This window comes from Chryseobacterium sp. BIGb0232 (assembly GCF_024810195.1).
In the GTDB taxonomy this organism is placed as follows: Bacteria; Bacteroidota; Bacteroidia; order Flavobacteriales; family Weeksellaceae; genus Chryseobacterium; species Chryseobacterium pennae.
On sequence record NZ_JANUEH010000015.1, the window covers coordinates 89,375 to 103,406 of the forward strand.

A 14,032-nucleotide genomic window follows, 5' to 3' on the forward strand; every position below is an offset into this window, starting at 1 on the left:
ACCTCCAGCTTCAATCTTCCCGCTTCCTAACTATAGTTTAGTAAACTTTTCCACAACCCGTCTTGATCCTTCATTGATATTAATGATATACTGGCCTACAGGAAGCTGAGAAACATTAATCTTTTCACCGGAAGAAACCGTGTTTTTTATCACTGACCTTCCATGCATATTGATGATTTCTATGCTCAGTCTTTTATCTTCAGTACTTTGAATAGCTATATAGCTGCTGGATGGATTGGGATAAATTTTTACCTCCAAAGCAGGCAAAGCCTTAGTAGAAACCGTAGACTTGCTTTCCAGTTGTAAAATAGCATTTTTCACATTAGGAAGAGGTCCGATTTTTTTATTAACATCAGTACCTCCCTGTGGAATTCCGGTAGAAACTAAAAGATTTTTCATAGCGGTAGGGCTTAAATATTGCCCTGTACTCTGACGATAATAAGACTGAAGAAGTACAGCTGCAGAAGCCACAGTAGGGGTAGCAGAACTGGTTCCGCTGAAATAGTTATATGTTCTGTTGTTATCGTTATCATACTTTGCATACGATCCGTATCCGGCTGCCAGAACACTGCTTCCCCAACCCTGTACATCCACTCTGCTTCCATAAGTACTGAAGCTTTGTTTAGAATGAGTGGTATTAGGAGTTCCTGCTCCTACAATGATTGCGCCGCTGTTTCCTCTTGCTCTGTATGCAGCATAAAAAGGATCATCAAGATCCTGATTTCCATTTCCGGCTGCTGCAATGATAATAATTCCTGAATCTGTAGCCGCTTTTGTAAGATCCCAGATCACACTGTCGTACTCTGCAGGACAATATTGGCCATCTTTTCCACCAGTCTGCATTTCATACAGGATGATATCCCCGGCCTGAGAAGCATTGATCGATCTGCTTACCGCTGAAGCTCTGTTATATCCAACAGTAGTCCATTCCATATATCCTTTTATTTCTGACGCATTATAAACCGCACCTGTAAGCCCGATATTATCTTTTACAGATCCCAAAATGCTTACCACAGCTGTTCCGTGATCACGATAGTTATTGTTGGCTAATCCTGAATTGGGAGAATAGCCGGGTTCTAATTGAATTGAATTCTGGTTGGAGAGCATTTCGTGTGTTTTGTAAAAACCATATTCCACATCACGGATACGTACATTCTGTCCCGTAATTCCCTTAGACCATGCATATTTTGCATTGATTCCCGGATTGTCATTCAGGTAAGTCTGAAGGTTTTCCAGATCCGGAGTGGCAACAAACATATTAACAAATGGGGGCTCAATAGGAGTGCCACTCATCACAGATACATATTCTATTTCCGGGAATTTTTCAAGAATACGAATCAGATTTTTAGAAGATCCGTCCTTTTGAACAGAAAGATCAGCTTTAAATATCCTTTTAAGTTTTTGAACAGATTCACCGGTATTTCCATTCACTTTACTGCTTTCTGTCATTTCATTGATCTTTGCATCACTGAATCCCAGATCATATGTAAATGAAACTCCATTTTCCCTGGCAAACCTTTCCAGCTCAGGATTTCTGGTAAATGCAGCCTTTTCCGAATGGATACCCTTTGAAAAACATACGTATATCTGATCGTTTTGATCATCATTGCGTGTTGATTGAGATTGCCCAAAGGAAAAGGAGAAACAGAATACAGATAATGTAAGAAGTTTGATTTTTGTTTTCATGTTATTTTTATTAAATGGTTGTGAATTGGTTTGGATAATATCAAAAATAATAATAAAATGAAAACAAATCACGTTTTTGTGAATTTATTTTTCAATGAACCGGTTTGTCCTTTGTGCAAAGGATTTATTATATTTTTCTAAAAAAAATACCTTTCAGTTTTGCTGAAAGGTATTTCCTTATTGGTATACAGTGAAGGATCAATGCGGTTAATCTTCAAATTGATTTTCGTAGATTCTGTGATAAAAAATCTGCTTTTTATTCATGATCTGGTATTCAATGCCGATGCTGTCTTTGTTTGCATTAACGAATCTGGCTTCCTGAATTCCTTCCTGTCTCTCATCACTTGGAATGTCAATCGAAGAACGTTGTAAAACTCTTTCCAAAACATCAATATAGGGCACTTTGCTGATATTTTTTTCCAGAATACCTTTCTGCCTGTAAATAGCTATATGCGGTTTAGACAGTGCTCCGGGACGATATCTCTCAATTCGGTAGTCATTATTAAGCTGAATTCTCTGGTAGTTGTCAAAAGTTGAGAAATAACCGAGAATAGCAAAAAAAGGAATCATCATGGGTAGGATACTCAAAATAATTCCTGCAATCAAAAGTCCAAAATAAGCCTTTATTGCTTTTTTCTTCCAAAGCCTGATAATGATAAAAACAGTCATTGCAAGCCAGAGCCAGCCCATAATTTTATCCGTGTAATATCCGGCATAACTGTATTTATTAAAATTTAAAACAATTTCACTCAGGAAAATCAATGTCAATACAAGATAAGCGATGATAATATTCTTGTTCTTCATATACTTACTTCTGCAATCAGCTTTTGGTTATTGAGTCCATAACGATGGTTACAGGCCCGTCATTAATCAGTGAAACTTTCATATCTGCCCCGAAAATACCGCTCTCTGTCTTTAATCCGGATTTTGCCATCTCTTCTTTAAAATAATCAAATAGAGGGACGGCTTTATCAGGTTTGGCTGCTTTAATGAAAGAAGGACGATTTCCTTTTTTATAATCTGCAATCAGAGTAAACTGGCTGATGCAGAGGATCTCCCCGGAAATATCCTTTACAGAAAGATTAAGCTTGTCATCTTCATCACCAAAGATTCTCAGATTGAGTATTTTCTGTACCAGCCAATCTGCATCTGCTTTTTCATCATTCTCATCAATACCCACCAACAGCATTAATCCCTTTTCTATTTCGCCAACGGTTTTTCCGTCTACTTTTACATTGGCTTCAGAAACTCTTTGTATAACGATCTTCATTTTATTATTCTAAAAGTAAATATTTAAAGTTTTACTAACCTCGTCATAATTGTAAGGATATGTTTTGGGTGGTAATGAAGTTTTAGAGCCGGCTTCAGGTTGACCTGTCCTTAAAATCCATTTTGTATTATCTTTCGGACATATAATAGCGATATTGTCTTTAACTTCAAGTGTTGTATCATTATCCGGACATAGATGAGGAGCGTTACGATCATATATTTTAAATACATTTCCCGTACGTACAATGATCAATCCTCTGGTTCCGGATTGCTGTTCGTTGACGTAAGCCCAGCCATTGTCATAATTCAAAGCATTATACTTAGGCATGGTATTTAGATTAATGGTTACATTGATAGGAACATTGGGAAAGCAGCTTACTGTATCTTCTCTGCTTCCACATGAGTTTATAGATAAATTACTGAAAATCAATAGGATGAAAATAGATAGTATCGAAAAAGTTTTTTTCATTTCAATTTAAATTTTTATATATTTGTAAAAATTAAACGATTATAACACGTAAAACATTGTCCGGCAAATGTCGGATTATTTTTTTATACTAAAACTAAATTTTGAAAATTATGGCAAGCTATGTAACAAAGGAGGGCCTTGAGAAAATGAAAGCTGAGCTGGAACAGTTGGAAACTGTGGAAAGGCCAAAAATTACTCAGCAGATCGCAGAAGCTAGAGACAAAGGTGATTTGTCTGAAAATGCAGAATATGATGCGGCTAAAGAGGCTCAGGGAATGCTTGAAATGAGAATTTCCAAGCTGAAAGATGTTATCTCAACTTCTAAAATTATAGACGAAAGCCAATTAGATACTTCAAAAGTTTCTATCTTAACTACAGTGAAGCTTAAGAATAATGCAACGAAGCAGGAGCAGGTATTTACATTGGTGCCGGATAACGAAAGCGACCTTAAGACAGGAAGAATTTCTGTAAACACTCCAATTGCTAAAGGTTTATTAGGTAAAGTTAAAGGTGAAACTGCTGAAATTACTTTACCAAACGGAAATAAACTTTCTTTTGAAGTATTAGACATTTCTCTATAGTCTGATACACCCTTTCATTTCTAAACTTCCAGTATTTAATCTCTAACTTATAAAAAAATGAGCACTATCTTCACAAAAATCATCAACGGCGAAATTCCCTCTTATAAAATTGCTGAGAACGAAAACTTTATTGCGTTCCTCGATGCAATGCCTTTGGTGAAAGGACATACTTTAGTAGTTCCGAAAAAAGAAGTGGATTTGATTTTTGATCTTGAAAGTGAAGAATACAAAAACCTTTGGGGATTTGCCCAAGAGGTTGCCAAGAAGATCAAAACTGCAATTCCATGTGTAAGAGTAGGAGTAGCGGTTGTAGGACTTGAAGTTCCTCATGCCCATATTCATCTTATTCCTTTAAACAAGATGGAAGACATGAACTTCAGAAATGAAAGACTAAAATTAACGAACGAAGAATATACAGAGATCCAAAACTCAATTATTAATTCTTAAAACACAGGAAATCGTAAAAAAGTAATTTTTTACGATTTTCTTTAACATATACATATATTATATAATATGAATCCAAACCAATGTTCTTTCTGTGGAAGAAAAAGAAATGAAGTACAGATGTTGATTTCTGGGCAGGACGGTTTTATTTGTGAAAATTGTATAGAGCAGGCACATGTAATTGTAAAAGACAGTGCCTCGAAATCAGGGCATTCACCAGCAGACAATATGGAAGATCTTAAAAAACCAAAAGAAATTAAAGTATTTCTTGATCAGTATGTAATAGGACAGGATCAGGCAAAAAAACAGCTTTCCATTGCCGTGTACAATCATTATAAGAGATTGCTTCATGCTCAGGACGAAAACAGAGAAGTAGAGTTGGAAAAGTCCAATATCATTATGATAGGAGAGACCGGTACAGGAAAAACCCTATTGGCTAAAACGATTGCAAGAGAGCTTAATGTTCCTTTCTGTATCGTGGATGCAACAATTCTGACAGAAGCAGGATATGTAGGGGAAGATGTTGAAAGTATCCTTTCGAGACTATTGATGGTGGCAGACTATGATGTGGAAAAAGCTGAAAGAGGAATTGTCTTTATTGATGAGATCGATAAGATTGCAAGAAAATCAGACAACCCGAGTATTACAAGAGATGTATCAGGAGAAGGAGTACAGCAGGGATTACTGAAACTGTTGGAAGGAAGTATTGTAAACGTTCCGCCACAGGGAGGAAGAAAACATCCTGACCAAAAGTATATTCAGGTGAATACTCAGAATATTCTGTTTATTGCCGGAGGAGCTTTTGACGGTATTAAGGAGATCATCGAAAGAAGAATGAACAAGCAGGCCATTGGTTTCAGTTCAGAAAAAATCAATAAAACAGATGAAGATGAATATGTATTAACAAATATTAATGCGATTGATTTACGTTCTTTCGGATTAATTCCCGAACTTTTAGGAAGGTTTCCAATCATCACTTACCTTGATAAACTCACAAAAGAGACACTGGTAAGAATTATGAAAGAACCTAAAAATTCGATCGTGAATCAATTTGTGGAGCTTTTTAAGATGGATGGCACAGATTTGGTAATTACAGACGGGGCAATCGAGAAAATTGTGGAGGAAACTATTGATAAAGGATTAGGAGCAAGAGGTCTGAGAGGTACCACAGAAAAGGTTCTGGAAGACTATATGTTTTCAATCGGAGAAGAAAAAAAGATTGTCTTAACAGAAGATAATATTTTGATTAATAGATAAAATGTTTTTTTTTTAAAGAAAAAAATAATACCTTTGCGGGTGAAGATTGTATTAACACACAAATAATTTATACAATGAGAAAAAGTTTATTTGCTATAGGTCTTTTAGCAATCAGTTATTCTGTTCAGGCGCAGATATTATGTCACGTAGACACTGATGCTAAAATGTATGTGAGCGAAGGCACCCTAGTTTTTAGCGGTGGCGGTGTCCAAACAAAAGACACAGGCGTTCTGGATGTACGTGGAAATGTCATGATTGTAGGATCAGGTACAGATGCTTTAAAAACAATTGATGCATTAGGTGCGGATAAAACCACCAATGGAGATAATATTGTTTTAAGGCTGAATACCCCTGGTACTTATGCTTCTTCTACGTACGGTCAATTGTACATTGATGGATTGACTCAGTCCAACATTACAGGTATTGTAACTAAAGAATACCTGACAGACAAACAAGGTAACGGCAATTATTTCCAACAAATTGCACTTCCTTTCTTCGGTAAAACTTACAGTTCATTATCAACCGAATTAGGAAAAACATTCGGTACTGTAAGAAATATTCAGAATCCTGGTAATGTAAACAATGATCTTATTTTGCAATGGAATAATGCCCAGGCTAAATCTGATCATGTTACTGATTTGTCAAGTACAACCAGTAATGGTCCGGCATATTATATGTTAGGTTCTAGAAATAACAACCTAAATCTTAATACGCCTGTATCAGGTTCCGTGAATAAGATAAGCGGTAGACCATATGCTACCTTTGCTCCTGTGAATTTACAAAATGGAGGAAATGTATATTTCGGTCCTGGCGGTAACGGAGCAAACAGTTACGGTGAAGCTTATAACTCTTACCTTCAGGATCAGTTTGATCTTCCTAACGGAGAGTGGAATGTAACTTATGGTAAAAATATTTACCAGTTTGGTAACCCGTTCCTTACAAATCTGGACCTTTCTAAGATTGGTTATATTGAAGGCGGAGCGATTACAGACGGTAATAATGTTGCTAATATCATGGGTATTGAGTATACATCAGGTTCAGTGGTAACACAGGCTAATGGGTATACTTTTACTACAGGCGCATTAAAGCAGACATTTAATTTAAATGGAACTCCTGTTGGAGATATTGGATTAATTATTAAACCAATGCAGCCATTTATTATTAAGCTTAGAGACAATAGTGCTCAAAATTTGAATTTCAGTACCCTTAGACGATTTAAGGATGTAGTGAGAGTTGATGGAACAGACTATAATGTAAATGCTGCTAAAATGGCTGGTAAAGCTAATAAATCTGCTGGAGCAAGTATTAAGCAATTAGGAGTTATCGGTCTTGATGCTAATGGTAATGAGCTTGGAAGAGCTTATTATGTAGTTTCTGCTACAGCTACTACCGGTCACCAGACTTCTATTGCAACTACAGTACAGGCTGCCGCTAGCAGCAGTAATCTTATCGGTACTTTTGAGGAAGCACCAAATGGAGGTTATGATCCAAACTATAATGCAAAATATTGGCTATATATCAACGAAGCTAATGAAAAAGATTTCTTAGGAAAAGATTTATTACTATGGAATTTTGATTTTAGCAAACCGGATAAAAAAATAGTTTCTTATAAATTTGAAATCAGAGAGAATGCAGAAATGCTTCCTGCCGGAACACACCAGTTGTCTTCAGGAACAGGATTCTACTATAAAGCATCTAATGGATCTGTACAACAAGCAAAACAAGGAGATGTAGTTCCTGTAAGCTCTAAATCTTATAATTTATATTATGGAGAGCCTAATAAAGGAACTCTTGCAGCTAAGGAAACTGCTACACTTTCCAGAACAACAGTTGTATACAATCCTGCAATCAGTAATTATATCGTTAGATTTGACCCAGATTGGAAAAAAGCAGATATTGAAGTTTATGATATGAGTGGTAAACTTATCATCTCTAAGAAAACTGTTGATACATCTAAGGATTTCGTAATTGAACTTGATGGTTCAGTGAAGAGTTCTTACATTGTAAAAGTTGTTTCGGATAAAGGAGTAATAGTTAACACCAAAATCTTAAAATAAAAATTAATATGAAAACCATAAATAAACTAGTATTTGCATTGTTTTTCTTTACCACAATATTGGTAAGTGCGGATCCTGATGATATGCCAGTTCCCGGAGGAGGAGGAACCGGTGGTCACGGTACAGGTGGAGCACCATCAGCACCAATTGATATGTATGTGTATTTACTTGCTGTAGTAGCTGTTGCATTCATTGCATTCTACACAAAGAAATATAAAAGCATTAAAGCATAAAATTTTATTAAAATAATACTAAACTCTCTGATTAATCAGAGAGTTTTTTTATTTTTACTCTATGAAAAAGATTTATACGCTATCTGCAGTTTTAGCTACATTTGCACTGCAGGCTCAGTTTACAGTTACAGTTCAGACACCGGCAGATTTTACAGATAAAGATGCTATTCTATATACATTAAACGGTTCAAAAGATATTATTGTTACCAAAGAACAGAGTAAGAATAATACCTGGACGTTTAAATATCCAAATCACTATATGGGAATGATGAAACTCTATTTCCCTTCAACCAACAATACAATCAGCTTTATTTCTGAAAATAAAAATGTAAATATCAAATTGGATATTCAGAATAATAAAGTGAAAGATGTTATTTATCTGGATGAAGCTAATGAGATCATGAGTAAACAACAGGAAGGTTCACAAAAGAAAGAACTTATTCTTCCTGCTTTAGCCCAGATTAAAGAATATTATAAAGATAATACAGACTTTGGAAAAGCTCTGAAAACTGAAATAGATAGACTTTCCGGTACATCGAGCTCCGTTGATGCAGCAAAACATCCATTTGTAGCTTATTATAATACCAACTACAGCAAATTTATTGGAAATCCGGCAGATAATAAAAAGGTTAGCCAGGATGATATTATTAATTTCCTGGATAAGTCTAACGATATGCTTGAAAGCTCATCATTACTAAGACCCGTATTGGTAGCTTACCTGAATTCAGGAGGAAATACTAATGTCGGAGGTTCTGTAGATAAACTTTTAGACCGCTTAAAGGTTGAAACCCCAAGAGGGCAGACTGTATTATCAGAACTTATCGATATTTTTGATGTTTATCAGATGGATGAGTTTAAGAACAAATATCTTGGTTTAGCTAAAAATCTTAAATGTACCATCAACGATAGGTTAGCTTCTACATTAAAATCTAATGCTAATGTAGAAACGGGGGCTGTCTTTCCTAATTATAAGTTCCAGTCAGCAACCAATACCACTGCTAAATCAATTCATGATGTAAAGGCTGATAAAAAGGTTATTATATTCTGGTCATCTACATGCTCACACTGTGAAAGTGAACTTCCAAAGCTATTGGAAAAATACAATGAACTGAAATCAAAAAATATTCAGGTGATTGCTCTGTCTTTAGATGTGGATAAAAATTCTTATTCTACAAAGATTGCTGCATTCCCATGGATCAATGACTCAGAATTGAGAGGCTGGAATAGTACTTACGTAGATACTTACAATGTTCATGCGACTCCGACCTATTTTATTTTAGATTCTAACAGTAAGATAATCAGTAAGCCAGATCATGTAGGAGATGTTTTGGAATATTTTAAGGTAAAATAATTTTGGAGGTAAAGAATATTTTTCTATATTTGCACCACCAAAACGGCGAGGTAGCTCAGTTGGTTAGAGCGCAGGATTCATAACCCTGAGGTCACGGGTTCAATTCCCGTCTTCGCTACAAAAACCGCAATCATTAATTAATGGTTGCGGTTTTAATTTTTATATGAAAGCTGTTATTTTTTTGCATTACTTTCTCCTATTATTGTTCGTTCTCCTTAGAAAATGTTATCCGAAGACTTAAGTGTTAATATATTTAGTCTTTATTTGCATTATAGGAATATAGCTAAAATTATTTTTTCTATATTTGCACCACCAAAACGGCGAGGTAGCTCAGTTGGTTAGAGCGCAGGATTCATAACCCTGAGGTCACGGGTTCAATTCCCGTCTTCGCTACAAAAACCGCAATCATTATTAATGGTTGCGGTTTTATTTTTTTCATTTGAAAAACAACAACTCTACTTATGTTATTCAGTTTTCATTCACATAGCCTAAAATTAGGTCACCTGTAAACTCAAATATATCATTAAATGGACTTTTATAGTTCAATTGATTAAATATTATTTTGGTGAGTTTTTTCCCATCAAGAGTAATAATGTTGTTTTTATAGTTGTTTCTTTTGCAAATAGATTTTTCATAAATTGAAGTAGATTTTTTAATTTGTTGTGGTCATAATTTAATACATTAACTTCTTGTAAAAAATTAATTTACAAGAAGTTTTACTTTTATATTAGAAGTGTATTGAATTTAGACTTAGTTTGATATTTCTAAACAGGGAAACCTTCATGATAACCAATTTTTTCATAGCATTGAATTGCATTTTGTTTCAATGGATTTTTGCTCCAATCTTCCCATATATTTGTATAAGGATTATAACCACATTTTAGCGGTTTTGAAGTATCTAAACCATTTTCATCTATATGGGATTGTTCTGTAAAAGCTCTACAATCTGTACAGACGTATCTAAACTCACAATCTTTGCATATTTCTATTTTATCTTTGGTGAGATTCCAGAGTTTTTTGAAATCGTTTTGATTAACGACCTGCTCCAAAGTATGTGTATTGATATTACCAAAATTTACTGGCATTAAAGGGCAGTTTTTAATGTTACCATGTATATCAATTCCAATTTTTTTATGTAAACAGGAGTTGTGATTGATGGCTTCAATGACTTTTGTGATGTTTGTGTTAAAGTATTTTACATCGACTTTTCCACAGGAAGATATATGTATGGGATCTTTAGTAAAATTTACAATAAACCTGAACTCGTCTTTTACCTTGAATGGGACTTTTTTACAGTTATAAAAAGTAAGGTTATATGTTCTGGATGTTTTTGTATTAATTTCTTGGATGAACTCTTTGTCAACTGCATCATGATAAGGGGCAAAAATTTCAATTCCAGAAACAACGGAACTTGCGAAAGTTTGGTCAATGCGGATAAAATCTTCCATTGTAATTTTTTTTTTACTGTGTATCACCAAATATTTTATTCCAAGATTCTCTACAGATTGTTTTATTTTTTCCAAAATAGAAATATCGTTGAGTTCTATAAACAAATCTGAAATAGATGAATAATTATTATACTGATAGGAAAGAGGTGGAAAGTTATTATCCCAACCATTTTGTGTAATAAACCCGTATTCTTTTTCAAGTAGCAGATTCAAATATTGTTGAAAAATTTCTTTAGATTCATCATCATAATCAGATAATATATCTTCTATAGACTTGTTTTTCAATTCTTCTATTACGTCATAAAATTCTAATGGATATACTTCGGAAGTATTTCTTTGGAGATCAGAAATAAGTATTCTGCCTGCACCTTTTGTAATTAAGGTATTGCTGAATAAATTGAAATGTTTCATAGTAACCTTGTAAGTGCTTTAAACGGTTTTTCTCGAATGTAAAAATCGGAACGGAATTTTTCGGATTGTAAGAAGTATACTGTATTACTGTTAGGCTTTACATTACTTTTACCTCCAAATTTCGTTATTTGTTTAAATGTTAGAGGGAGTTTATGCTTTTCTCCCAGCTTATTTTTCATAAGTATTCTGCTATTTCTTTTTCTAATGAATAATTACATATACTTGATAAATATCCAAATTGTCCAATTGGATTTACCTCTAAAAAGTAATACTGATCTCCGCTTTTCATAAAATCCAAAGATCCACAGTTCAAATCGAGCTTCTGCATTAAGTGATTAATTTTTTCTTCTATCTCTTTTGGAAGCATGTATCTTACATTCTTGTTACGCTTTTCGTAATTATAATTTCTAAAATCAACTTTTGTTTGTTCATCATTTTGCGAAAAAATGGCTATTGACCAACACTTTCCGTTTAAATAAAAAGTTCGGATTTCAAAATCCTTTTCGATCTTTTCCTGAAAAAAGGTTGGAAAGAAATTTTCATTTTCATGTTCTTCTACTATCGTTGTAAACATCATTCCATTTGAATCTTTGTAAAAAGATTCAAGCATTGGGTTTCCTGCTATAGTTTTTACTATCGTTTTCCCGAAGATAACATCATCAGTATTTTCTGAAAGAAAATAGGACGGTACATCTAAACCAACTTTTTCAGCTTCTTCTAATACTAAAAGTTTATTTACAAGGCTGTTACTTTCTTTATTGATATGTTTTATTGATTCAAGCTTTTTCTTCACGTAATCTTCCAGCCAGTGCTGTGCCTCATTCATATTGATATTTATGGCTTCATTTTTATATCGCAGACGTTTAAAATTCAATCCTCCTCTTCTGTACCACACACTATGTATTTCATCCAAAAAGAAATGGTTATTGGTGCTCTCTAAAAAAAATTTTTTTTCCCAAATTCTAATTTCAAATATTTCATCCTCATGCACTCGAATAAATTTTTTCTGCATCACAAGAAGCCATTTGATAACTTCTGTAGTTGAAATATCATTATTATCAGAAATTATTAGTATCATTTTTCACTTGAGTTATTCTTTAAAAATTCTTTTGTTATTTTTCTTCTAACTTTAAAGCTTTGTAGCCCGATAAGTCTTCTATTACGATTGATATTCGCTGAATCCTTCATGATTTCTTCATCAGTGCTTTTCACGCCATATATAGGCTTTAAATGATTAATCTGAATATATCTTTCCACCATTTCTACATAATCTCTTGGTGCTAGATCACCGGATCTTACATAGTCTACTAGCTTCGTTTTGAAATATTCATAGTCTTCTATTTGTGCCATATGGTTTAAATAAATCAACATTGGCATAAAAACACCATCATCCGTTTCAAGTCCAATTTTTTGCATTGATGGATAGCCATAATTTGTAAGTGTCCATTTTAGCAACGCAGCATTTTTTCTAAAATTATTAAGTGATTGTTGCCCTGTTATCGAATCTTTAGCCTGATCCCTGATAAAAGCTATTCTAAAAGAATCAATAAGTTGTTTGTTTAACGATTTTTTCCATTCTGCTACTTTCTGCTCTACTGTATTCCTATCAATCCCATACTTTTTATATAGCTTAAAAAAATCTGTGTCTTCTCGTTTGAATTTCCAATATGGAGCGACTAAGGGGATAAGTTTATATAGGCTTTTTTTTCCTCCAAATTTTTTGTTGTATTTATCTGAAAACTTAATGTATTTTTCATATTCTTCCATTCTTTCATCATTTCTTGGGTCAAAATTTCGGAATAGCTTTTTAAATTTCTTGATTGCGGTAAGAGTATCATTATTCATCCGGTAGATACTATCAATAGAATTTACACTATTGTAGTAAGAAATGTAATCAGCCCCATTATTTCGACAGGAAGTCATGGATAAGAAACTGACAACAAGAAAAAATCCTATTATCTGATTTTTTTTAATACAACTATTCATTAAGAAAATTTTAATAGATCCACTAATTGTTATAAATTAAAAAAGCTAAAGAAAAATTCTCTCTTTAGCTTCTAATAATTAAAATGATCTGTTTAGTTAGGCTCTGTAATGACAGCTACTAATTTATTATCTCTGTATACTCCTGTATCAGAACCGCTTCCTGTTTCATGTGTCCATTGCATACTGGTCTCTGCCATTAGCCCTCCATTGATTTTTGATAAATCATTTAATTTCTTGTTTTCTAATGAAGAGAAACTCTTCATTCCATTTAATTTTTTCATAATTGGTGAATTTTGATTAGGATATTAAATCAAATATATAAATTTAATTCTAATTAGTGGGAAAAATTTTATTATGTTAACGATTGATATATAGTTAGTTATTATGATTTGAAATTGAATTTATTATTTTTTGCACATTTAATTATGAAATTAAAGATCTAATTTGTATGATCTTATATCATTTTTTTCTTTTTTAAAAGGAGAAAACAAAACTTAATTTTAACTGTCAATCAGTCTATTGAAGCTTACCCTCCTTTCGTAAATATTTTGTCTTCCGCATTGTAAAATTCAAGGATATCATTATTCAAAATGAAATATTCTCCTTGGCTTATATTTTCTTTATAGTTATATCTTATCCCATTTTTAGAACTTATTTTTTCAACTTCATTATCCATAGAATACCCTTCTTTAAAAATAGTTCTAATAAATGTTAGTAAACCCTTATTAATAGCGTATTTTTTGAATTATTTTGTATTGTTGGATCTGATTATGCAATGTTGAATAATAGACCGGATATGGGTGTAAAAAAGCCGTCCCTTAATTTTGGAACGGCATGTTT

Annotated in this window: 15 protein-coding genes and 2 tRNA genes; 8 read left to right on the plus strand and 9 right to left on the minus strand. The window is 33.5% G+C overall.

Going from position 1 to position 14,032, the window contains the following annotated elements:
• Positions 1–30: 30 nt before the first annotated feature.
• The 4 genes from M2372_RS23750 to M2372_RS23765 form a co-directional block, all read right to left on the minus strand.
• Complete coding sequence (locus M2372_RS23750; protein WP_123321568.1) at positions 31–1,686, minus strand: S8/S53 family peptidase; 1,656 nt, start codon at positions 1,684–1,686, stop codon at positions 31–33.
• 207 nt (positions 1,687–1,893) lie between these two features.
• Positions 1,894–2,490, minus strand: coding sequence for a hypothetical protein (locus tag M2372_RS23755; protein WP_123321569.1), 597 nt, complete (start codon positions 2,488–2,490; stop codon positions 1,894–1,896).
• Positions 2,491–2,506: 16 nt separating this feature from the next.
• Positions 2,507–2,956: a D-aminoacyl-tRNA deacylase gene (gene dtd / locus M2372_RS23760; protein ID WP_123321570.1), complete on the minus strand. Its 450-nt coding sequence runs from the start codon at positions 2,954–2,956 to the stop codon at positions 2,507–2,509.
• 9 nt (positions 2,957–2,965) lie between these two features.
• On the minus strand, positions 2,966–3,424 hold the full coding sequence (locus tag M2372_RS23765) for a hypothetical protein (protein WP_123321571.1): 459 nt from the start codon (positions 3,422–3,424) through the stop codon (positions 2,966–2,968).
• 110 nt (positions 3,425–3,534) lie between these two features.
• Here M2372_RS23765 and greA point away from each other — a divergent pair, with 110 nt between their 5' ends.
• The 8 genes from greA to M2372_RS23805 all read left to right on the plus strand — a co-directional run bounded on the left by greA (position 3,535) and on the right by M2372_RS23805 (position 9,740).
• Entirely contained in the window at positions 3,535–4,005 is a 471-nt protein-coding gene (greA, locus tag M2372_RS23770) for a transcription elongation factor GreA (protein ID WP_115972700.1), read from the plus strand.
• 57 nt (positions 4,006–4,062) lie between these two features.
• Positions 4,063–4,452: an HIT family protein gene (locus M2372_RS23775; protein ID WP_002981730.1), complete on the plus strand. Its 390-nt coding sequence runs from the start codon at positions 4,063–4,065 to the stop codon at positions 4,450–4,452.
• Between the two features lie 66 nt (positions 4,453–4,518).
• On the plus strand, positions 4,519–5,706 hold the full coding sequence (gene clpX, locus M2372_RS23780) for an ATP-dependent Clp protease ATP-binding subunit ClpX (protein ID WP_115972699.1): 1,188 nt from the start codon (positions 4,519–4,521) through the stop codon (positions 5,704–5,706).
• 74 nt (positions 5,707–5,780) lie between these two features.
• Positions 5,781–7,763: a T9SS type A sorting domain-containing protein gene (locus M2372_RS23785; RefSeq protein ID WP_123321572.1), complete on the plus strand. Its 1,983-nt coding sequence runs from the start codon at positions 5,781–5,783 to the stop codon at positions 7,761–7,763.
• 8 nt (positions 7,764–7,771) lie between these two features.
• Positions 7,772–7,996: a signal peptidase gene (locus M2372_RS23790; RefSeq protein WP_115972697.1), complete on the plus strand. Its 225-nt coding sequence runs from the start codon at positions 7,772–7,774 to the stop codon at positions 7,994–7,996.
• Between the two features lie 61 nt (positions 7,997–8,057).
• A complete protein-coding gene (locus tag M2372_RS23795) occupies positions 8,058–9,347 on the plus strand; it encodes a TlpA disulfide reductase family protein (RefSeq protein ID WP_123321574.1) in 1,290 nt (429 codons plus the stop codon).
• Positions 9,348–9,391: 44 nt separating this feature from the next.
• A tRNA-Met gene (locus M2372_RS23800) sits at positions 9,392–9,465 on the plus strand.
• A gap of 201 nt (positions 9,466–9,666) precedes the next feature.
• Positions 9,667–9,740, plus strand: a tRNA-Met gene (locus tag M2372_RS23805).
• Between the two features lie 371 nt (positions 9,741–10,111).
• Here M2372_RS23805 and gwsS read toward each other — a convergent pair.
• From gwsS to M2372_RS23830, 5 genes are all read right to left on the minus strand, one after another.
• The gene (gwsS, locus tag M2372_RS23810) at positions 10,112–11,206 is read right to left on the minus strand and encodes a grasp-with-spasm system SPASM domain peptide maturase (protein WP_123321575.1); all 1,095 of its coding nucleotides are present in this window, start codon (positions 11,204–11,206) and stop codon (positions 10,112–10,114) included.
• A gap of 175 nt (positions 11,207–11,381) precedes the next feature.
• The gene (gwsG, locus tag M2372_RS23815) at positions 11,382–12,284 is read right to left on the minus strand and encodes a grasp-with-spasm system ATP-grasp peptide maturase (RefSeq protein ID WP_123321577.1); all 903 of its coding nucleotides are present in this window, start codon (positions 12,282–12,284) and stop codon (positions 11,382–11,384) included.
• On the minus strand, positions 12,281–13,192 hold the full coding sequence (locus tag M2372_RS23820; protein WP_185018985.1) for a hypothetical protein: 912 nt from the start codon (positions 13,190–13,192) through the stop codon (positions 12,281–12,283). Before M2372_RS23820 ends, gwsG begins: the two co-directional genes overlap by 4 nt.
• Positions 13,193–13,284: 92 nt before the next feature.
• Positions 13,285–13,473, minus strand: a complete 189-nt coding sequence (locus M2372_RS23825) for a grasp-with-spasm system A modified peptide (protein WP_123321578.1) — start codon at positions 13,471–13,473, stop codon at positions 13,285–13,287.
• 245 nt (positions 13,474–13,718) lie between these two features.
• Positions 13,719–13,868: a hypothetical protein gene (locus M2372_RS23830; protein ID WP_185018987.1), complete on the minus strand. Its 150-nt coding sequence runs from the start codon at positions 13,866–13,868 to the stop codon at positions 13,719–13,721.
• Positions 13,869–14,032: the final 164 nt, after the last annotated feature.

Excerpts from the sequence above, each read along its gene's own strand:
- M2372_RS23750 (WP_123321568.1), bottom strand. The coding sequence starts at position 1,686 with ATGAAAACAAAAATCAAACTTCTTACATTATCTGTATTCTGTTTCTCC.
- M2372_RS23790 (WP_115972697.1), top strand. The coding sequence starts at position 7,772 with ATGAAAACCATAAATAAACTAGTATTTGCATTGTTTTTCTTTACCACA.
- gwsG (WP_123321577.1), bottom strand. The coding sequence starts at position 12,284 with ATGATACTAATAATTTCTGATAATAATGATATTTCAACTACAGAAGTT.
- M2372_RS23775 (WP_002981730.1), top strand. The coding sequence starts at position 4,063 with ATGAGCACTATCTTCACAAAAATCATCAACGGCGAAATTCCCTCTTAT.
- M2372_RS23825 (WP_123321578.1), bottom strand. The coding sequence starts at position 13,473 with ATGAAAAAATTAAATGGAATGAAGAGTTTCTCTTCATTAGAAAACAAG.
- gwsS (WP_123321575.1), bottom strand. The coding sequence starts at position 11,206 with ATGAAACATTTCAATTTATTCAGCAATACCTTAATTACAAAAGGTGCA.
- M2372_RS23755 (WP_123321569.1), bottom strand. The coding sequence starts at position 2,490 with ATGAAGAACAAGAATATTATCATCGCTTATCTTGTATTGACATTGATT.
- M2372_RS23765 (WP_123321571.1), bottom strand. The coding sequence starts at position 3,424 with ATGAAAAAAACTTTTTCGATACTATCTATTTTCATCCTATTGATTTTC.
- clpX (WP_115972699.1), top strand. The coding sequence starts at position 4,519 with ATGAATCCAAACCAATGTTCTTTCTGTGGAAGAAAAAGAAATGAAGTA.
- M2372_RS23785 (WP_123321572.1), top strand. The coding sequence starts at position 5,781 with ATGAGAAAAAGTTTATTTGCTATAGGTCTTTTAGCAATCAGTTATTCT.
- dtd (WP_123321570.1), bottom strand. The coding sequence starts at position 2,956 with ATGAAGATCGTTATACAAAGAGTTTCTGAAGCCAATGTAAAAGTAGAC.
- M2372_RS23830 (WP_185018987.1), bottom strand. The coding sequence starts at position 13,868 with ATGGATAATGAAGTTGAAAAAATAAGTTCTAAAAATGGGATAAGATAT.
- M2372_RS23795 (WP_123321574.1), top strand. The coding sequence starts at position 8,058 with ATGAAAAAGATTTATACGCTATCTGCAGTTTTAGCTACATTTGCACTG.
- M2372_RS23820 (WP_185018985.1), bottom strand. The coding sequence starts at position 13,192 with ATGAATAGTTGTATTAAAAAAAATCAGATAATAGGATTTTTTCTTGTT.
- greA (WP_115972700.1), top strand. The coding sequence starts at position 3,535 with ATGGCAAGCTATGTAACAAAGGAGGGCCTTGAGAAAATGAAAGCTGAG.